The 19,735-nt window shown below is 41.2% G+C and carries 18 protein-coding genes; 5 read left to right on the forward strand and 13 right to left on the reverse strand.

The genetic code is table 11. From position 1 onward, the window contains the following. Positions 1-164 precede the first annotated feature (164 nt). The 3 genes from ACZ43M_RS15640 to ACZ43M_RS15650 all read right to left on the reverse strand — a co-directional run bounded on the left by ACZ43M_RS15640 (position 165) and on the right by ACZ43M_RS15650 (position 3,589). Positions 165-1,196, reverse strand: a complete 1,032-nt coding sequence (locus tag ACZ43M_RS15640) for a DNA sulfur modification protein DndB (protein WP_464503478.1) — start codon at positions 1,194-1,196, stop codon at positions 165-167. A gap of 7 nt (positions 1,197-1,203) precedes the next feature. Beyond that, positions 1,204-2,289 carry a DNA sulfur modification protein DndB gene (locus ACZ43M_RS15645; RefSeq protein WP_464503479.1) on the reverse strand — a complete coding sequence of 362 codons (1,086 nt, stop codon included), beginning with the start codon at positions 2,287-2,289 and terminating at the stop codon, positions 1,204-1,206. 631 nt (positions 2,290-2,920) lie between these two features. Continuing rightward, a complete protein-coding gene (locus ACZ43M_RS15650; RefSeq protein WP_464503480.1) occupies positions 2,921-3,589 on the reverse strand; it encodes a Type 1 glutamine amidotransferase-like domain-containing protein in 669 nt (222 codons plus the stop codon). 166 nt (positions 3,590-3,755) lie between these two features. Between ACZ43M_RS15650 and ACZ43M_RS15655 the strand changes: the two genes are divergently transcribed. Continuing rightward, positions 3,756-5,192 (forward strand): IS6 family transposase, encoded by a 1,437-nt coding sequence (locus ACZ43M_RS15655; protein WP_464503481.1) that lies wholly within the window; start codon positions 3,756-3,758, stop codon positions 5,190-5,192. 581 nt (positions 5,193-5,773) lie between these two features. Here the strand turns inward: ACZ43M_RS15655 and ACZ43M_RS15660 are convergent. From ACZ43M_RS15660 to ACZ43M_RS15670, 3 genes are all read right to left on the reverse strand, one after another. Continuing rightward, entirely contained in the window at positions 5,774-6,670 is an 897-nt protein-coding gene (locus ACZ43M_RS15660) for a DNA/RNA non-specific endonuclease (protein WP_464503482.1), read from the reverse strand. 450 nt (positions 6,671-7,120) lie between these two features. Next, positions 7,121-8,308, reverse strand: coding sequence for an S-layer homology domain-containing protein (locus tag ACZ43M_RS15665; RefSeq protein WP_464503483.1), 1,188 nt, complete (start codon positions 8,306-8,308; stop codon positions 7,121-7,123). Between the two features lie 228 nt (positions 8,309-8,536). Beyond that, a complete protein-coding gene (locus tag ACZ43M_RS15670; protein ID WP_464508036.1) occupies positions 8,537-9,124 on the reverse strand; it encodes a DNA-3-methyladenine glycosylase in 588 nt (195 codons plus the stop codon). A gap of 180 nt (positions 9,125-9,304) precedes the next feature. Here ACZ43M_RS15670 and ACZ43M_RS15675 point away from each other — a divergent pair, with 180 nt between their 5' ends. The 3 genes from ACZ43M_RS15675 (at position 9,305) to ACZ43M_RS15685 (ending at position 10,603) form a co-directional block, all read left to right on the forward strand. Then, positions 9,305-9,694: an ACT domain-containing protein gene (locus tag ACZ43M_RS15675; protein ID WP_464503484.1), complete on the forward strand. Its 390-nt coding sequence runs from the start codon at positions 9,305-9,307 to the stop codon at positions 9,692-9,694. 16 nt (positions 9,695-9,710) lie between these two features. Next, a complete protein-coding gene (locus ACZ43M_RS15680) occupies positions 9,711-10,055 on the forward strand; it encodes a cupin domain-containing protein (protein ID WP_464503485.1) in 345 nt (114 codons plus the stop codon). Positions 10,056-10,207: 152 nt separating this feature from the next. Next, positions 10,208-10,603 carry a DUF3224 domain-containing protein gene (locus tag ACZ43M_RS15685; protein ID WP_464503486.1) on the forward strand — a complete coding sequence of 132 codons (396 nt, stop codon included), beginning with the start codon at positions 10,208-10,210 and terminating at the stop codon, positions 10,601-10,603. 238 nt (positions 10,604-10,841) lie between these two features. Here ACZ43M_RS15685 and ACZ43M_RS15690 read toward each other — a convergent pair whose 3' ends face one another. The 7 genes from ACZ43M_RS15690 to pdxS all read right to left on the reverse strand — a co-directional run bounded on the left by ACZ43M_RS15690 (position 10,842) and on the right by pdxS (position 18,201). After that, complete coding sequence (locus ACZ43M_RS15690; RefSeq protein ID WP_464503487.1) at positions 10,842-11,162, reverse strand: ribonuclease E inhibitor RraB; 321 nt, start codon at positions 11,160-11,162, stop codon at positions 10,842-10,844. Positions 11,163-11,314: 152 nt separating this feature from the next. Further along, a complete protein-coding gene (gene fdhD / locus ACZ43M_RS15695) occupies positions 11,315-12,130 on the reverse strand; it encodes a formate dehydrogenase accessory sulfurtransferase FdhD (protein WP_464503488.1) in 816 nt (271 codons plus the stop codon). 16 nt (positions 12,131-12,146) lie between these two features. Further along, complete coding sequence (locus ACZ43M_RS15700; RefSeq protein WP_464503489.1) at positions 12,147-12,503, reverse strand: Na-translocating system protein MpsC family protein; 357 nt, start codon at positions 12,501-12,503, stop codon at positions 12,147-12,149. 80 nt (positions 12,504-12,583) lie between these two features. Next, entirely contained in the window at positions 12,584-13,063 is a 480-nt protein-coding gene (locus ACZ43M_RS15705) for a helical membrane plugin domain-containing protein (RefSeq protein ID WP_464503490.1), read from the reverse strand. After that, positions 13,063-16,035, reverse strand: coding sequence for a formate dehydrogenase subunit alpha (gene fdhF / locus ACZ43M_RS15710; RefSeq protein ID WP_464503491.1), 2,973 nt, complete (start codon positions 16,033-16,035; stop codon positions 13,063-13,065). The genes ACZ43M_RS15705 and fdhF overlap by 1 nt, the downstream gene beginning before the upstream one ends. Positions 16,036-16,081: 46 nt before the next feature. Next, positions 16,082-16,894, reverse strand: coding sequence for a formate/nitrite transporter family protein (locus ACZ43M_RS15715; RefSeq protein WP_464503492.1), 813 nt, complete (start codon positions 16,892-16,894; stop codon positions 16,082-16,084). A 422-nt stretch (positions 16,895-17,316) separates the two neighbouring features. After that, complete coding sequence (gene pdxS, locus ACZ43M_RS15720; RefSeq protein WP_464503493.1) at positions 17,317-18,201, reverse strand: pyridoxal 5'-phosphate synthase lyase subunit PdxS; 885 nt, start codon at positions 18,199-18,201, stop codon at positions 17,317-17,319. A 106-nt stretch (positions 18,202-18,307) separates the two neighbouring features. On the opposite strand from pdxS, the gene pdxR reads away from it, so the two are divergent. Beyond that, positions 18,308-19,729, forward strand: coding sequence for a MocR-like pyridoxine biosynthesis transcription factor PdxR (pdxR, locus tag ACZ43M_RS15725; RefSeq protein ID WP_464503494.1), 1,422 nt, complete (start codon positions 18,308-18,310; stop codon positions 19,727-19,729). Positions 19,730-19,735 lie beyond the last annotated feature (6 nt).

The following is a 19,735-nucleotide window of genomic DNA, read 5'->3' on the forward strand; positions in this document are numbered from 1 at the left end:
TTCCCTTCTCATGATAGATTGATTACCTTTTAAACTTATAACTATTCATTTTTCATGAAAAAGGGTATACTAACAACATGTTGGTATACCCAACTGTGGAAACCCGTGGGCGCCGTCTTCCAGGACATGATCGCCTATGGGTTTTTATTATTTACACTCACATTCTACTCACCTCCTTGATTTTGCAGCCATGCAACCATCTTTTCGAATGAGGCTTTGTCATTGGCCAAATAATAGTAGCCGGCTCTGGTGCTGCCTTTAAACTCTTTCCAAACAGGGTTCAATCGATTGAAATCTACCTTTTGCAAGGCCCGCATTCGATTGACGGTTTCCCGCTTTCGCTCTTCGAAACTCGTTTTTTCCAAACCTTTATTGGCATAGTAAGCGATACTGATGAGCAATGGTTGACTGGCGATCATTGACTCATTGAAATCCCCTATTTTCTCTGGCGGATATAACCGGAAAAGTTCTGAGAACCAAGTATTTACCAGTTTGATATAATCCTCGGAAGACAAATAGGTTTCATACCGGTCATTTACGGTTCGATACACCATTTTTCCAGTAATCACAATCGCGACAATTTGCCGTAGCTGGGATAGGGAAAGCAGCTTTTTATTGGTTGGCCGAACTACTGCTCTTTTCTCTATTTCCACTCCGGCTATTTTTAGCTGCCGGTTTGTTTTCAGGATCGTATTGGTGATGATGTTTAATTCTTTCCGGGAATCGAAGGCAATCCGTTTCGAGAGTGCTACCTTTTTCCCTTTTGTGTTTAAGTCGATAAAGAGCTGGTCAGACTCTTCCTTTGACAGCCCTTCAAAAATTTGAATGGTCACCTCTGTGTTCTGAATGAAATGAAGCAGCTTGTAGCCTTTTTTCATTTCCTCTTCATTGTCGCTTTTGGCGGCACGGAACCCCATTTCTTCTAGTTGGCAAAACGCCTTCAGCCTCTGGTTGCCATCAATTATTGTGAATTCTGAAGGCTTGTTATTTTCCAAAACAGCTGCCGTTGCCACAAGTGGAGGAATATAAATTTGCTCCGTTAAAACGTTTTCAAGAATGTATTTTTTGATCGCTCTGACATGCAGTTTGTTCACCTCACGGAGTTTCACTTGTCCATTTTTCATCAGTGAGGAAAGCTCTTGAACCGTGTAAGTTGTGACAGATTGTCTTTTGGAAAATACGTCATTTACAATCACGTTTACCCTATCCTTTCTTATTTAATATAGATAAAAATTTCACCGTGGTCCTTTGTATCGCTGTTGATGATGAATGGTTCAATATTTTTCTGGATGCTGAATCATAAAGATGGGAAAAAAGCGGGTCATCGTGTTTCCATGAACAATGTTTATTTAACAGTCGCAGCTGTTGAAGGGCTTCTAGATGGGAGATACATTGATTCTTCGTCATGTTAAAAACCGTAAGTGCCAACGCCACTTGAATGCCTGTCAGGCCGGTAACGAACTTCTTACGGTTGGCCATTTGTTTCGGAAACAAGTGCGGCCATGAATCGAAAAAGGCATGTGCGGTTGTCATGACTTCCTCCTGGCTGTAGTGGCCAAAGTTAGCATTGCCTTTTTTGACACTGAGGTTTCCTTCAAACAAGGCGAGCAGACATTTTCTCATCGTCGTAAGTGAGGTCATCGCTGTGTTTTGGTTAGATAGCCTAGATAGTTCGTGTTCAATTTCAAACTTGTGGTGCAGTAGCTTGGCTACGTTTCTCGTTAATTCTGTATAGGTATCACGGTGATCGTATTGCATGATGATGCCTGTATGGGCTTCTTTCCGCTCAGTATTTATGTCGGTGAACAGCTGCTTCTCTTCCTGCTGCGACAGGTTCAAATAGACCTGCATCGCCACCGGATAGTCTCTTAATTTATCAATATATCCTTGCAGCTTCTGTGCCTCTTTGTCATTTCCGGTTTCTTCTGCTGTTTCCTTTTGTGATTTTAAGTGGCTTAATGCCGATGCCATCGCAGAGCTTCTGTGCTGTCCATCGAGTATGTAAAGCTTGCTTCCCGGCTCAATTGCCCAGCCGTGTTCGGTTTTTGTTACTGCTCCCCTTGCGGAAAAAATAAACGGGGAAAAGTAAAAATCTTTGTCCTTTAATGAAGTTAAGATAAATTGCCTGATTTCTGCTCGCCTGCCAGGATCCAATTTCCGCTGCACTTCTTCATCTACTTCAAACAATGCTTCCAGTGTGGCGAAACGGATTTGTGTGGCGAGTATTTGTTTTCCAAATTGGTTATGGCCCATTCCCTCAATAATCGTTTTAAAGTCATGTTTCGACAAAATTCATCAACCCTCCTGAGCTTTATTATATTAAGATATTAGCCTATGTAAAACCGATTTTTCTGAATACTCTTTACTGAAACTCTACTTTTTCACTTGTACGTTATCCCCAATTCAGCAGAACCTTGACGGAATCCAATTATTATCGTAAAATGAATATTTTTTTAAAATGTTTCTAGTTTTTATGCGGTCTATAGACCACAAATCAAACGTTTCTTAAGAAAAATAGGAAGAGAAATCCTATTTCATAATTATTTTTTAATTGTTAACATCTTCGACACTTTTTGGTCAACATTTATCCATTAATGATGCAGAGCCATGAATTGAGGGTGTTTTTTCTAATTATCAAATAAGCTTGTAAAAGAATAATGTTGAATTTATTAAATTAAAAAAAGAGGTCGCAGTTGACCTCTTTCGTTTAGTCATATTTATGGTCTTACTTTGTTTTTACCTTGAATAGAACACTTCTACTGTTTTCCTATATTATCAAGATTCTATGACCAAAAGTGATCAAGCAATGACCATCACTTCATCTATTAACGCTGGTGGAAGCGAAGACCCAGTCAAGTGAAATCATATTTTCACGAGAATCCCGCTTACGTTTTTTGATATGTTTAGCGGCGGAGTAATATCAGTTCGAAAACAGTTTCCAATTCCCTTCGGAGACAACTTCGACTTCTCCGTCGATCACTTTGATGGCGGTTTGATCATCAATGGCATACGCCGACCCCTGCATCCCGGCGGCCCATCTCTCTGCATTAGCCATCGTGTTATACGGCAGCATCTCGTGATCCAAATGCGGGAACATTGCAAAATCGACAAATCCCAGCGTTTCATCACCACCGTTGGGTGGAGTCCAGCCAACGAAGAAGTCCCCGATGCTTGGTGCCATCACCATGCTCCCAGCACTCATTCCCACATAGACTGCTTGCAGCGACGGCAAGAGGTCTGCCAGGCCGGATTGCCGCATCCAATGGCACAGGTAGAGGGCATCGCCGCCCGACACCAGCAGGACATCCGTCTCCCGGACCAGCGGTACCCAGCGGTCTTCGTCGATGCTGGGCAGCGCTGTGAGCTCCAACACGCCGACGGACTTCCAGCCCAGGTTGACCATGGGATTCTGTTCTTTGCCGCTGATGAACTGCCAGGCTTTGACGCCGGGGCCAACCCAGGGATGTCCGTACATCGCGGTGGGGATGCACAGGGCGTTGGAGTCGGAGATTGGCTTGCCCAGCATATCAACCAACGCGTCATGAATACTTTTGTTATTGATGCCTGCAGATGTAAGCAGTAATTTCATAATCTCACTCCTTGTCGTTACAACGTATTGTAAAAACTTTTATAAGAAATAGGCTATAAAATACCTAGATAGAGGGCTTTATAAGCAAAAAAATTGCCACCCCCTGAAATCTAAGGATAATTGAGGTTACCACACACCCAACAACCTAGATTAAGGAAGTGACAAGTTGTACCCTCAAATTATAACCTATTTATTAACTTTTATTAAGTACCAAGAACAAATAATTCGAACATTACTTACCCTTCTTATTGGGAAGGGGATGTTTGAAAAGCCTGAGGAAAAACCTGTAAATAAACCTTATCGTAAACTCCAGGTGGATGATCTTCCGATTATCGAAACCATTCAGAAACTTGATTACCGAAGCCTCCTAACCGAATACCTGGAGAAGAACGGTAAACAACTAAAACCTGTTCAAAGGCGTTCGAATACAAAGGCATGTGTGCCCAAGTCAATGAAATGTCCGCAGTGTGGTGCTCCAGCGGATTATCTTTATGCCAATAATGGAGGCAAAGGACAGTTTCAATGTAAGGTGTGTGCCTGTCTTTTCAATGATAAAAAACGCTATTCGAAGGAGGCTATTTTGAAGTGTCCTCATTGTTCTAGGACCCTTGAGAAAGTCAAAGAGCGAAAAGACTTTGACGTGTACAAGTGTAAAAATAATGACTGTTCCTACTACCAGCAGAAACTGAATGGCATGTCTGCGAAAGAGAAGAAACAGTTTAAAAAGGATCCACAAGCCTTTAAATTAAGATATATCTTCCGGCAGTTCCACATTGATTTTCAGCCATTGTCAAAGGCTTCTCCTAAGAAACCAAAGGTTGACTTGGCCAGGCTTTATGTGTCGCCACATACATTGGGGCTTATTTTAACCTATCACGTTAACTATGGCCTTTCGGCCCGGAAGACAGCTGCACTCATGAAAGATATCCATGGTGTTTCTATATCGCATCAAAGCATTTTAAATTACGAGAACGCAGTTGCATTAATCCTTAAACCTTACGTAGACCACTATCCCTACGAGCTTTCTGATCAGTTCTGTGGGGACGAAACCTATATTAGGGTTCAAGGTCGTTGGCATTACTTGTTCTTCTTCTTTGATGCGGTAAAAAAGATCATTCTGTCTTATCCAGTGTCAGCAAATCGAGATACAGCGACAGCAATCCGTGCCATTGATGATGTCCTAATGAAATTTAAAGAGATTCCGGAAGATCTTACATTTGTGGTGGACGGCAATCCGATATATCTCTTAGCCCAACACTTTTACGCCCAGCATGATATTCACTTTGACATTACTCAGGTCATTGGGCTTACCAATGAAGATCCTGTATCAAAGGAGTATAGGCCTCTCAAACAAGTGATTGAAAGACTCAATCGCACATTTAAGGGCAATTATCGCTCAACACACGGGTTTGGGTCCGAACATGGGTCTGTTTCGTTTGTGACGCTTTTTGTGGCTTACTTTAACTTTTTACGGCCTCACTCAGCGTTAGAAGGTAATGTGCCAGTGGTTAATCCAGAGCTCTTACTGCGACCGAATATGCCTGCACGCTGGACTAAATTAATAGGTTTAGCTCAAGATTGGATCATTGAACAAACAGTCTAACTTTTTGTTTAGCAGAGCCCTTGAACCCACTAGCAACCGGCGAAGCGAACTCTTGACAAACCGAACTTGCCAATGGTTTAAAATGGAAATACCAAGGGCTATTTGGCATGCCTTCTTTTTGTCCCCGTCGCCCTTGATAAAGGAATCTCAAACCATTGGCGTGTTTGTCAAGAGCGGTTGCGGGGCCGACGCACCCAATATGTGGAAAGGAGCCTAACCCCTTAAGGAGTTTTCATAGAACTTTTGACACTACCCGTTACAAGCTACTATTTTAAACTTTTAAATATAACATATACTTGATAATTGAGAATCGACTTTCACTACTACTCGAATCATATTATTTTTACATTTATCCTTCAAAAATTTTAGATAGATTTATTTTAATATTCTTCACTTTCAATCAAAAATCCTTTTTTAATAACCGGCTCCATTATCACAAAAAGCAAATGTTCTTGTTGAACAATCGCACCAGTTGGACAAGTAAAATTACTCTAAAGGAAAAAGCGACCCTTCATTATTGAAGAATCGCCTCGATAGTCAAAAACAATATTAAAGTTTAACGTCCTCAAGATGTTCAGAGGCTACTCCCCTACCATACCGTCATGATCATTATCTCGCATATATGGGTATAACCAATGATCTCTCGTAATTGGCATTTTATAACCTGCTGCTTTTGCTTCTTTAATCGTCACCTGTCCATTACCGTCTGTATCAACACTAGAAATATCACCGTTTGTATCTGAACTAGTGGAATCAGAAGGATCACTGCCTGTTAAACCGAGTTCTGAGTTTACTTTGTCGGGGTTCACATTGTCAAATTTATCAACGATCACGTTACCCTTTAAAGTGTAAGTATACTGATAACTTGAAGGAATCTGCGTTTTCGTATTCGGATATGTGATAATGGCTTCAAAATTAGTTGCTCCACCTGCGTCACGGATCACCTTTTCCATATAAGCTTGATCACCATGTCGGTTGAGCGTACTATCTTGTGGGGTAATATTATAGGCATTCGATACCCCTCCGAGAGAATCAGCAATGATATGTCCTTCATCTAAATCGGCGCTTTCAACACCAGGAACTTTCGCTTCATCAGAATAGTATCTGCCAGACGATGTTACAGGTTCGTTATTGTCATCTTGTAGAATGATTTCATCCGCAATGACACGTACTAGTTGCCCATATTCATTAGTAAATGCCCAATATTCACGGTCTCCAAATCCAATGTCAACGACGACGTTAGGTTTACGAATTCCAGAAGTATCACCACCATCCACTTCAATAAGTGTGTACCCTGAAAACAGTTCATTATTTGGCTGGGCTGATGTTTCCTCTGCTGCTGGTTCATTTGTAGTAACTTCGGTTACTTCTTGTGTATCTTTTTTTACATTTGTATTGGATGCATCTTCTACGTTGGTACACCCAACAATAAAGATGGCCGTTAAAAGTAAGATTAGATAGTTCAATTTCTTTTTCATTATTTTAGGACGCTCCTATAATCGTTTTATATTGTTTATTCTATCAATCTCGGAATGTTACGATAATCAACATGTATACCTATATCAATAGTATATTCCAAGATTCACTTTATTTCAGTAGATTCTTTCTTCCAAGTGTGAACTAACCATGCAAAGGTCGTTGGAGTATTAAAGATAGAAAAAAGGGAACAAAAACCCAAAATAGTTACACGGCTACAAACCTTTTTGATGTATTTGGCATTGCTAATTTTCGGACTGAAGCACTAAGAACTCGTTCTTCTATAATGATGAATGTATATTAAACTAAATCACCATTTTACAGTATTCACTTATAAAATTAACCTCACACAAGCCTTTAGTACCCTTTCCAAATAAAAAAAGCTGAGAATTGGCACGTCTGTTTGACTGTATGCCGATTTTCAGCTTTTTAAATTTGGTGTAAAGAATCCACTATGGCTGATTTACGTCCATTGGCGGGGTATCCACTTGTGGTTGATCACAGGGCGGCTGTTCTGATGGTGGTTGATCGCATGGATTTTCTTCTATTGGCGGCTGATCACATGGCGGATTTTCTGCCGGTGGTTGATCACAAGGCGGTTGTTCTTCTCCTGGTGGTTGATCACTTGACGGCTGTTCTTCTCCTGGTGGTTGATCACATGGCCATTGTTCTTCTCCTGGTGATTGATCGCATGGTGTTTCTCCATTTGGCGGCTGATCCGTTGGCGGCTGATCCACTGGTGCCTGTTCCGCTGGCGGCTGATCCACTGGTGCCTGTTCCGTTGGCGGCTGATCCACTGGTGCCTGTTCCGCTGGCGGCTGATCCACTGGTGCCTGTTCCGCTGGCGGCTGCTCTACTGGTGCCTGTTCCGCTGGCGACTGCTCTACTCGTGGCTGCTCCGCTGGTGGTTGCACAGCTGCTGGCTTTTTAGCAACTTTCCGTTTCTTTGTAACAGTTGTTTTCTTCTTAGTTGTTGTCTGCTTCAGTTGAGTGGATTCTGTTGGTGGAATAATTCCTAGTGACTCAGCCTTTACAAGGAAAGAAGAAGCGACTTGTGCCACTTGTTGACGTTCAACAGATCCTTGGGGATTAAACTTATTAGATTCCGCACTCATTATTTTTGTTTCAACAGCGTAACCTACGGCTTCTTTTGCCCAGGAAGAAATATCCCCAGCATCTGAAAATGGAAGTTTTTTGTCGTAGCCTGTTGTGTCAACATCTAATGCCTTCACAAACATAGTAGCCATCGCTTCACGCGTTAAATCATCGTCAACACCAAAATTCCTTCCTTCAGCTCCCGCAATCAGGCCAGCTTTAACAGCTGCTTCTACGTATTGATAGGAATAATGGCTAGCAGGTACATCCGAGAACGTCGGACTCTTTGGTGCATCAACTACATCTAAATTTAATGATTTTGCTAGGATAATAGCAAAATCTTGACGATTGATATTAGCTGTCGGGTTGAACTTTACATCATCGCCTGAAATTATTCCTTTCGATACTAATTCAAGAATTGCATCTTTAGCATAAGAATTGTCAATATCAGTAAACGACTTTTCAGCATTTACTGATGGTACTGTAATAAATAATAACATCATAACGCTCAGGTAAACCATCGCCTTTAGTACAAATTTCCTCATATTTCCCCTCCGATTTCAAGTTTCAATAGCTATTTTAGCAGTGGATTTACCATTTGTATACAAAATTGTAGGAATTTATTCACAAATATTCCATATATTCAAACAATATCTTTTAAAAAGTTACCGGTTTCTACAAAAAATAAGCAATGCGATTGCGTTGCTCTAATCTACCAGGGAAAAAAATGATTCCTGTTGTTGGACTGGATGTGGCCAGTTCCGTGCGCCTTTTTATCTTGAAACAAATTTATTATCGGTTACCCAGAATCGCCATGGATAGTCGCGGGCTTCTCCTGAATTGTCAATCCCTATTCTTTTTCCAGAGGATAGCCTTTCTGGTGAGTAGCCAATTGCAATATACAATGGGGGACATGTTAATAAATGTCCGTAGTCTTCCTTTGTAATTCCCATTGATTTCGTCAATTTTCCGGGGCCGTTCGTTAGAATTTTGAGATCTTCCATTCCCCTCCTTTTTTTCATGATTTCTATTCCGTATAAAGGTTCTAATGCACGAACTAGAACAGCTTCTGGATTATCTTCCCCACCGCTGACAACATTGAAGAGACAGTGCGTATGCATGACATAGGTATAGACAAGACCTGAGCGGTGAAACATAATTTCCGTTCTCTTAGTCCGCCTGTTGTTATAGCTGTGGGAAGCCCGGTCTCCAGGACCGATATAAGCCTCTGTTTCGACAATATAGCCTGCTGTCACTCCTTCGTTTGATTCTTTTACCAGGATACAGCCGAGAAGTGCCTTTGCCAGATCGATTGTAGGCTGCTCAAAAAATGATTCTGGTAAAGGCTTCAACTCATCCATATATTCACCCACGTATTACACCTTCCACTATTCGTTTTATACATATAGGATGTACAACTTATTATTAAAATAACATTAACGGGTAGTGACAGTCACTGGTCTACTCCACCAAAATTAAATTAAACCCGTTGCAATGGTTTCAAACTTTAAATGGTATACTTTTTCAAAAAGGGGTGCTAGATGATGAAATTAAAAGTTTTAGATTCCACTTTTTCCGTTGTAAAATTTCCACAAACTGAAAAACTGCCATTGTGGGCAATCGACTCCGAAGTATTTTCTATCACCAGAACAGATGAAGAGCTTTCTATCGTGTGTCCTTCCGAATCTTTACCGGCGAACGCAGTCTTTACAGATGTTGAACATGATTGGAAGTGTATGAAAGTAGAGGGAATTTTGGATTTTAGCTTAACTGGGATACTAGCTTCATTAGCGAATCCGTTAGCTGAAAACAAAATTAGTATCTTTGCGATTTCAACCTTCAATACGGATTACCTGCTTATTAAAAGGGATTCCATTGAAAAGGCAAAAGTCGTATTACAGAACGAAGGTCACACTTTTACTGATTATTGAACGAGGAGTGGGAGTATTGAAGATAAGTAAACAGAACGCGGAACATTACCAATGGGGAAATCAATGTGATGGTTGGTATTTAGTCAACAATAGAGATATAAGTGTCATCCAAGAACGTATGCCTGTTAATACTAAAGAAGTAAGGCATTATCATAAAAATTCCCGCCAATTTTTCTATGTCTTAACTGGAACCGCCACAATAGAAATGGATGGTCAATGTATTTCATTACATCCTAAAGAAGGAATAGAAGTCCCCCCTCATACACCACATCAAATGCGGAATGAATCAGACCAAGATGTTGAATTCTTGGTCATATCACAGCCTAATATTCATCATAGTGGTGATCGAGTGAATGAATAGGTTTCTTTTTCAACAGGTTGCTATTGAGCAAATAAATGGAGTTGAACAACGACCTTAATGATAAAATAGTTTGGGTCTACCTTCGCTATTATTGGTATTTTCTGGTATTATGTAGATAGCTTGTTATCTATCAATGAAGGGTGATGTACGGAATGGAAGTAACATTTACAGTAACCAAATGGGATGAAAAGCCACTGCATGAAACTAGAAACGATTTTCCTATTAATATAGCCCACGTCGAATATGATCTTGACGGTGAATTAAAAGGGAAAGCGTTGATTGAGTACTTATTATATTACATGGAATCAAATGTAGATGATGGGCACTTAGCCACTGCGAAAATCTCTGGATTTTTATTTTTCGAAGGAACGTATAAAGGAAAACAGGGGTCATTTACAGCTATTGAACAAGGAATATTTGATAAAGGAAATCTAGATTCTCCAGGGACCATCATCAAAGCTGCCGGTGATTTGGAAGATCTGAAAGGGTCCTATCATTATCAATTTACAGGTCAAACAAGTAAGCTGATTCTAGACTTTGAATTGTAGGCGGGAGCCGTTCTCTTATGGAGTACCCGCAGGTATAAAAATACATATAAAAACAGCTAAAATAGCAGAGTAATTCGCATAAGACTTCACTCTGCTATTTAGCATAATTTATTGGCTATCCCAAACATAGGATAGCAAAAAAAATTTATTGTTTACATAATATAATTATTTGTACTATTGACAGCGAACAGTGACAGTCACTATATCCCCTTTTTTCAAACATCTTTATGCCTTCTTTTTAGTCCACAAAAACGCCCCAACCATCGGAATAACCACCATATGGTTTACTTAAATTATCTAATTCCTTTTGGATCTTAACTAATTGATTATAATTTAATTCCATTCTTTTAGAACAACTACATGCCCACTCATCTGTTTCGTCATCTTGTTCCAAGAAACAATTGTAGCCTTCTCCTTTAAGTACTATCGATAATTTTTCACCGGCTGCTTCATCTGGCACCGCTACAAAAAATTCGACAGATTGTGGTTTCTTAAAATTCACTCCATCTTTATATAGGCTTTGCAATGCCTCTCCATCTGCATCATTTGGGAATTTCATTTGTTTTTCCTCCAGTACATACAATGGTGTAATTATCATTCACTTAATACATTTTTGCTAACCAAATGGACCCTGGGGACGAATTACTAATATAAAACTCACCTAAAAATATCATTAGAAAAGCACCGCTTCAAAGTTGAAACGGCACTTCTTTAAGTCAATGATTGCTTTCCCTGTACCTCAATGCGATCCGGTCTTGTATAAATATTTAAAGAATGATTGCGAAGAAACCCAACAGTTGTAATTTGCAGCTCTTCTGCCAGCCTCAAGGCTAGTTCAGTCGGAGCTGATTTTGACAATACGATACCGCATCCTATTTTGGCTACTTTTAGTAAAACTTCAGAAGAAATACGACCACTAAAAACAATAATTTTGTCTGAATGGGAAATTGAATGCTGCAAGCAATGACCATAAATTTTATCAAGGGCGTTGTGTCGTCCGATGTCCGTTCTGTCAACAATAATTCCGTTGCGATCACAAAGGGCAGCATTGTGGACGCCCCCTGTATCCTGGAAGATTACAGATGACTCCTGCATCAGTTGCATCAAATGAAAGCATTCCTCAATTGAAATCTTCGCATCCACGTTTTCGAGTGGTTTAACGGTTCTTGCGTCATTATAAAAATAAAAGCTTTGACGGCTTTTTCCACAGCAAGAGGTGACGACCCGTTTCGAGTGAAACAATTCGTTCAGTTTGTTGACCTTATGCGTATTGACGATTGCACGACCTGTCGCCTCGATCATCGTAAGTTCCTTAATTTCTGAAATACTTCTAATGATTCCTTCTGATGCCAGGAAGCCAACGACTAATTCCTCGATGTGCTCAGGGCTGCAGACGAGTGTCGCGAATTCCTCCCCATTCAGAACAATGGTGATCGGATATTCCGTAACGATGGTATCCGTTACTCTTTGTATGGCCCCGTCCTCATATCGCCAAACATTACTTTCTAGTTTCATTGGCTGATCCATACTTTTTCACTCCCTGTTACTTTCCCTCAATTGGCTTGTCAAAAACGAATACAGTCATGGCTATATCTTCTTTGATATTAATGTCAGAAAATAACCGCATGACTTTTGCACCCATTAGGTTTTCAATTCGTAAAAGGACCTCTGGCTTTTTATAGATTTCCTTCACAAATCTCGTTCTCGTTTCATGGACCATCTGTTCACCATCTTCGGAAGTAATCATAAACTTCTCCACATTTGTCAGGTTCCCTTTCATTTCACTGACCGCCCAAGAACCGATAAATTTAGTCGTGATTTCCTTTGGACCGTTGCCGACATATTCCTTCCGAATCTCACGCACAAGCATACTAAATTGATGCTCCAAATTCTTTGCCAAGGATTGTCCCTCCCTATCCATACACTTAATTTGATTCTAAGAGGAAACCCATTCATCAACTTCAACAATGGGTTTGCATTTTACTCTTTTAATCCCTCACCCATGCCTTTTAACAGATTAAAACCAAAACCGATCGCTCTGTTAATATCAGGATCTTTTAACGCCTTCATTAAGTCCAATACTCCAATTTTGGAATCCGCTTTTAATCCCTGCTCCGCCTTTTTCAATCCATTGGTCAGGCTTTTAGCAAGCTTACCGGTTGTCTCCGGGTCCAGCTCAGTTAACATACCGCCTGCTGCCATCGCATTGTTAATCATGTTGGTGACAGGCTCACGTGTAAGCTGACCGACAGCGATTTTTGCTGCCTTCTCTTTCGCTTTTAACAGACTTCCAAAAGCATCTAAGATTCCGCTATCGTGTAATTCTTGAATCAGACTCAATGTTTCAAGTAACGAGTCCTTATTTTCCGCAACCCCGGAGAGAAGATTCTCCAGGGATTGCATTTTCTTTTGTTCTTCTGTAAGTTCTATTTTTTCAACAATTTTAATCGGCTTGGCCATTATGCATTCCTCCTGTCATAAAAACCAGGTGTAACATATTCGTTCACATCAGCAATCGGCGTGTAGTCACCGCGTTCCCACTTGCGGTAAATTTCAAGACCCATTTGCGGTGTACGAGTCGCATTACGTGGATTATACCTTGGAAGTGGATTTTCTCCATTCAATTCAAGGACTTCCATCCGCACTTTCGTTTGTTTATAAGCAGGTGTATGTGTGACGACATCAACAGCCCCGCCAGTCAGAAGGTTCACCGCACTCTCATGGCTTGAGGAATGCATTGGTACATAAATCGTTTTTCCATGGACACGATCGGTTACGAGAACAGGAAGCTTAATCGCTCCGTACGGTGAAACTAGACGAACAAGTGTGCCGTCCTTAACACCGCGCTCTTTCGCTAATTCCGGTGATAGCTCCACGAACACCTTCGGAAATTTGTAGTTCAAACCACTGGATTTCTGTGTTAAGTTTCCTTCATGGAAATGCTCCAACAGACGTCCGTTATCTAACGCGAGATCGAAGTCCTGCGGGAACTCCATTGGTGGTACATAATCAAACAAGCCGAACCGAGCTTTTTTATCAGGGAAATTAAAGCCATCTTGGAAAAGCAACGGTGTGTTTGATCCATCAAGAGAACCCCAATGGAAGCTGTTCCATCCTTCAAGAACCTCATAGTTACACTGGCTGAAGAACGGTGTTAAGCCAGCCATTTCATCAAAGATCTCACTTGGATGTGTATAATTCCAGTCAAATCCCATCTTTTTCGCTAGCTGTGTAATAATCCACCAGTCCGGTTTACTATCGCCTAGGGGCTGTAAAGCTTGGTACAAGCGCTGTACACGGCGTTCAGTGTTAGTAAACGTTCCATCTTTTTCAAGAGAAGGTGTTCCTGGTAAAATAACGTCGGCAAATTGGGCAGTTGTTGTTAGGAAGATTTCTTGTACGACTAGGAAATCTAACTTCTCAAGCATAGCCTGTGTATGATTCGAGTCTGCATCCACCCATGCCATGTCCTCACCAGCGATATACATTGCCTTCATATCGCCTCGATCGACAGCAGCTAGCATTTCAATATTATCAAGGCCAGGGTTGGGAGAGATTTCTACACCATAGGCCTTCTCGAATTTTTCACGGATTTCATCATTTGTTACAGATTGATACCCAGGGAAGATATTGGGCATAGTACCCATATCAGCAGCACCTTGCACATTATTATGTCCGCGTAATGGGTAGGCACCAGCGTTTGGACGCATCATGTTGCCTGTTGCAAGAAGCAGGTTGGCAATCGCAACAGATGTATGTGAACCAGCGATATTTTGCGTGACACCCATTCCCCAACAAATGGCGGTTCCATCCGCATCACGAATCATTTCTGCCATTTCAATTAATGTTTCTGAAGAAATTCCGGTAATCTTCTCTGCCTCTTCCAAACTATAAGGCTCGATCATATTCAAAAACTCATCATAGTGGTTTACATGGTCTGTGATAAATTTCACATCGTGCCATCCTTGGTCAATGATATACTTCGTAATAGCGGAAAGCCAAACATAGTCTGTTCCTTGTTTTGGACGAACGAACAAGTCTGCACGGTCGCCCATTTCGTGTCTGCGCACGTCCACGGTAATTAATTTTTGCCCATGAAGTTTTTGCGCACGTTTAATACGTGTAGCAAGTACAGGGTGTCCTTCAGCAGGCGCACATCCTACAAGCATGACAAGACCCGCTCCTGCGATATCTTGAATCGTTCCAGAATCGCCGCCGATGCCTCCGGTTTGCTGCAGTCCCCATGAGGCAGGTGACTGGCAGTAACGAGAACAGTTGTCCACATTATTGGTTCCAAACACTTGACGAGCCATCTTTTGGATCAGGTAGTTTTCTTCGTTCGTAATTTTAGATGAAGAGATAAAGCCGATTGCATCGCTGCCATGGGTTTCTTTAATTCCGCCAAGTTTTTCTGCAACAATTGAGAGAGCCTCATCCCAGCTTGCCTCCACAAACACATCCCCTTTACGGATTAAAGGTGTGGTAATTCGTTCTTGTGAATTGACAAAATCCCAGCCGAATTTTCCTTTTACACAAGTGGAAACACTGTTAACTGGCGCATTTTCAGATGGTTCAATTTTAAGAATTTCACGGTCTTTGGTCCATACTTCAAATGAACAACCCACACCGCAGAATGTACAAACGGTTTTTGTCTTTTCGATTCGCTCTTCACGCATGGCTGCTTCTACTTCTGACACGGCCATGATCGTTTGATAATCCGGCTCTACTGCTTTGACGATATCAATCATGGGTGTAAGCAAGTCATCGGAAATACCTGTCATAAATCCTGCATTACCAAGCATGGATTTTTCCATTAAGGCGTTACACGGACAAACGCTCACACATTGACCGCAGGAGACACATGATGATTCGTTAATGCTTTTTCCACCGTCCCATAAGACACGCGGCTGATTGGTTTCCCAGTCAATAGTTAGTGTTTCATTTACTTGAAGATCCTGACAGGTTTCCACACATCGTCCGCACAAAATACATTGATCCGGATCGTACCGATAAAACGGGTGCGACATATCTACTTCATAGCCCTTTGAACGATGCGGGCGTGTTTGGTGTTCAATTCCCATCAATTCCGCCGTATTATGTACACGACAATTGCCATTATTATTATCACAAACGGTGCAATATAGTAGATGATTTTCTAGAATACGGTCCATGGCTTCCTCTTGGGCTTTCTTGGCCACTTCAGACGAAGTCAAAATATCCATGCCGTCCTCAACCACTGTGGAACATGCACGCATGATGTTGCCGTTGACTTCACACATACATGTATCACAGCTCTGTACCGGTCCGAGAACTTCAGAGTAGCAGACGTGCGGATGCTCCATCTCCTGTTTTAATAAATAATCTAATATACGTGTTCCTTTTTCTACTTCGTGTGCTGTTCCGTTAATAAGAACATTCACTTTTTCACTCACTATAAGTCCTCCTTGGTAAAAAACGAAAAAATCTATAAACCTCTAATTAACTAGCTTTCTTAATAGTTGATCTTGCTTTTGTTGATGCTTGTAGGGAATCCTTGTGTACCGTCCAGTAAATCAAGGCTACAAACACACCGCCGCCAATCGCGTTTCCGATGACGACTGGAATAAAGTTAGACAGATAATCTGCCCATGTGACCCCACCTGCAAAAATCGCTGCTGGGATGACAAACATGTTAGCCACCACGTGCTGAAAACCGATTGCAACAAACGCCATAATCGGGAACCAAATCGCAAGTATTTTTCCTCCGATATCATCTGCGCCATAAGCAAGCCAAACACCTAAACAAACGAGCCAGTTACAGCCAACCGCAGAAATTAAGGTCTTCATAAATGATTCATCAATCTTCGCTTCTGCTATAGCGACAGTTTTGGTTAAAAATGGACCTGTTTCCGTTAAGCCAACGATGTGACCGAAGAAATAGGCAATAAAGATCGCTCCAATAAAATTACTGATTAATACCAACAGCCAATTTTTACCTAGCTGGGCTAGTGTCGCACGCTTGGCTAAAACAGCCATCGGAAGCACCATCATATTTCCTGTTAGCAGCTCCCCGCCTGCAATGATGATTAACATGAGACCTACAGGGAACACCGCTCCGCCTAATAGTGAGCTAAAGGAACCCCATTGCTGTGGTAAGTTGGCAATCACTCGAATGTCTAATAAAAAACCAAAGGAAATAAAAGCCCCCCCCAAAAATCCTAATAAAAGTGCATGAAAAGGATTCATTGTTGCCTTTTTTGCACCAGCATCCACCGCTAATTCCGCGATTCGCTGAGAACTATGAAACGCCATCCGTTTTCCTCCAATTTGTTGAATATAAAAGCTTTTGTTTATACACTGGGACTATCGCCGGTCATTTTCATTTATGAAAACGCAAAAAAGCCCACCATAAATCGGTTCACATGCCTTTGCATGTACCGTTTTACAGTGGGCTGATAACTGAGCATTTTTTATACTAGCAATCCATCCCGCTATAGACACAATGGAAGATCAGGATATACAGTCAATTTTCGGTTAACTTACATCAATGACATTCCATCCTCTATAAACCTTTCTAATAGTAACATGGATTCATTGATTTGTGAACATTTTATGAACCTTTTTTGTATTTCACATTTTCCTCTTTTCAAAAATGCGTCCCTCTTTACCTGTCATTAGCGTAGTTGTGTGACCTGGCACTTGAATTATAGATAAATCAACCAATGTTCAGCGTGTTACCAACCGCGCTCCTGCATACGGTCTTTTGCATCCAGTGTTGAAATTTCAATACCTTTCATTGGTGTCCCCAGCTCTTTTGAAATTGCAGCAATGAGCTTATAGTCTTGATAGTGCGTTGTCGCCTCTACAATCGCCCGAGCGAATTTCTCCGGGTTATCAGATTTAAAAATCCCTGATCCTACAAATACGCCATCTGCTCCAAGTTCCATCATTAATGCTGCATCGGCAGGTGTGGCCACGCCGCCGGCTGCAAAATTCACCACAGGTAAGCGCCCCAGTTTTTTGATTTCGACTAATAATTCAAATGGTGCTCCCAGATTTTTGGCTTCCGTCATTAATTCATCTGTACTCATCCCGACAACGCGTCTTACCTGTGCATTCACTTTTCGCATATGACGGACAGCTTCGACAATATTTCCGGTTCCCGGTTCCCCTTTTGTCCGTAACATGGAGGCACCTTCTCCAATACGCCGGGCAGCTTCCCCTAAATCTCGGCACCCACAAACAAAAGGAACCGTGAAGTCACTTTTGAATAAATGGTATTCCTCATCCGCTGGAGTTAATACTTCGCTTTCATCTATGTAATCAACGCCCATTGCTTCTAATACCCGTGCTTCTACAATGTGTCCAATGCGTGCTTTTGCCATGACCGGGATGGTTACCGCGTTCATTACTTCCTCCACAATACGGGGATCTGCCATACGGGCTACGCCGCCAGCTGCACGAATATCGGATGGCACACGCTCCAAAGCCATTACCGCAACAGCACCTGCGGCCTCTGCAATTTTTGCTTGTTCGGCATTCACGACATCCATAATCACGCCGCCTTTTTGCATTTCAGCCATTCCGCGTTTTACTCGTTCGGTTCCTAATTGTTTCATAAAAATAACCTCCATATCTTTGATGGTTACTAGTATAATAGATATTGACTTTAAGAAAAGGTTCAGTTTTTTAAAAAACAATGTGGTCAGTTAGGGGGGATTGCAGATGGATATGCTTATGTTTAAATTGGATAAAAGTATGGCAAAACCATTATATGAACAGCTTTATACCGGGATTAAAGACGCTATTATCCACAAACAAATTGAAGTAGGAACCAAATTGCCATCAAAGAAAAAATTAGCTGAATTTTTAAATATCAGCCAAACAACCATTGAAATTGCCTATGCCCAACTTGTTGCAGAAGGCTTTGTGGGATCCAAACCCCGCATTGGTTTTTTTGTCGAAGAGATTGACGAATTACCCTATATTGAAAAAGGGTATCCTAAAGTGCCTATAGAGAAGCTAGAGAAGAAAATTGTTCAATTTGACTTCCATCCTGGGAAAATTGATACAGACTCCTTCCCTTTTTCACTTTGGAGAAAATATGCTAAAAATTTATATGATAGTCATTCAAAAGAGTTATTACAAATTGGAAATCCTCAAGGAGAATTTGCATTAAGAGCTGAAATTTCAAAATATCTTTATCAATCAAGGGGGATTGTCTGCACCCCAGAACAGATCGTCATTGGTTCGGGAACGGAGCAGCTGCTTCCTATGATTCTACGATTACTGGAAAGTGATGCAAAATTTGCCCTTGAAAATCCTGGCTATTCCGCCATTCCAAAAATCCAATTACAAAATCGAGCCGTTTCCATTCCGGTAGATGAAAATGGGTTACTAGTGGATGAACTTGAAAAAACAAATGCCAATGTTGTTTATATTACACCTTCCCACCAATTCCCTACAGGTGCTGTGCTATCCGCTACAAGAAGAACGCAGCTATTAAACTGGGCAGCAAAAGATGAAGATCGCTATATTCTTGAAGACGACTATGATAGTGAATTTCGTTATATCGGAAAGCCCATACCTGCCTTACATGGATTGGATCAAAACAATAAAGTCATTTATATAAGCACGTTTACGAAATCCTTAATGCCCTCACTACGTGTTGCCTATTTTGTATTGCCTCCAACGCTCGTCCATAAATATAAAAGGACATTTAGTTTTTACTCGGCAACCGTACCAAGATTTGATCAGCATATTTTAGCCAACTTTATGAGAGATGGGTATTTTTCCAAACACTTGAACCGGATGCGGAAAATTTATCGTAAAAAACACGATAAATTAACCAATATATTTAAAACAAATTATCCTGATGTTACGATTACAGGGGACCAGGCGGGCATGCACATTTTGATTTCTGTCCCCGTGTCAAATAATGAAGATCAACTAAAAAAGACGGCGAGCCAAAACGGCATTGCCATCTATCCAGTAAGTGATTATCTCTTAGGTCCGATTGACTATCAGCATCCAACCTTTTTATTAGGCTTTGGCGGTATTCCCTTAGAGCAGATTGAAACAGGCATTCACCAACTAATGTATTGTTGGGGAATTTCAAGCCGTCCCTCCTCCGCGCTGCCTTTTTAAAAAAAC

This window comes from Neobacillus sp. B24 (assembly GCF_055381825.1).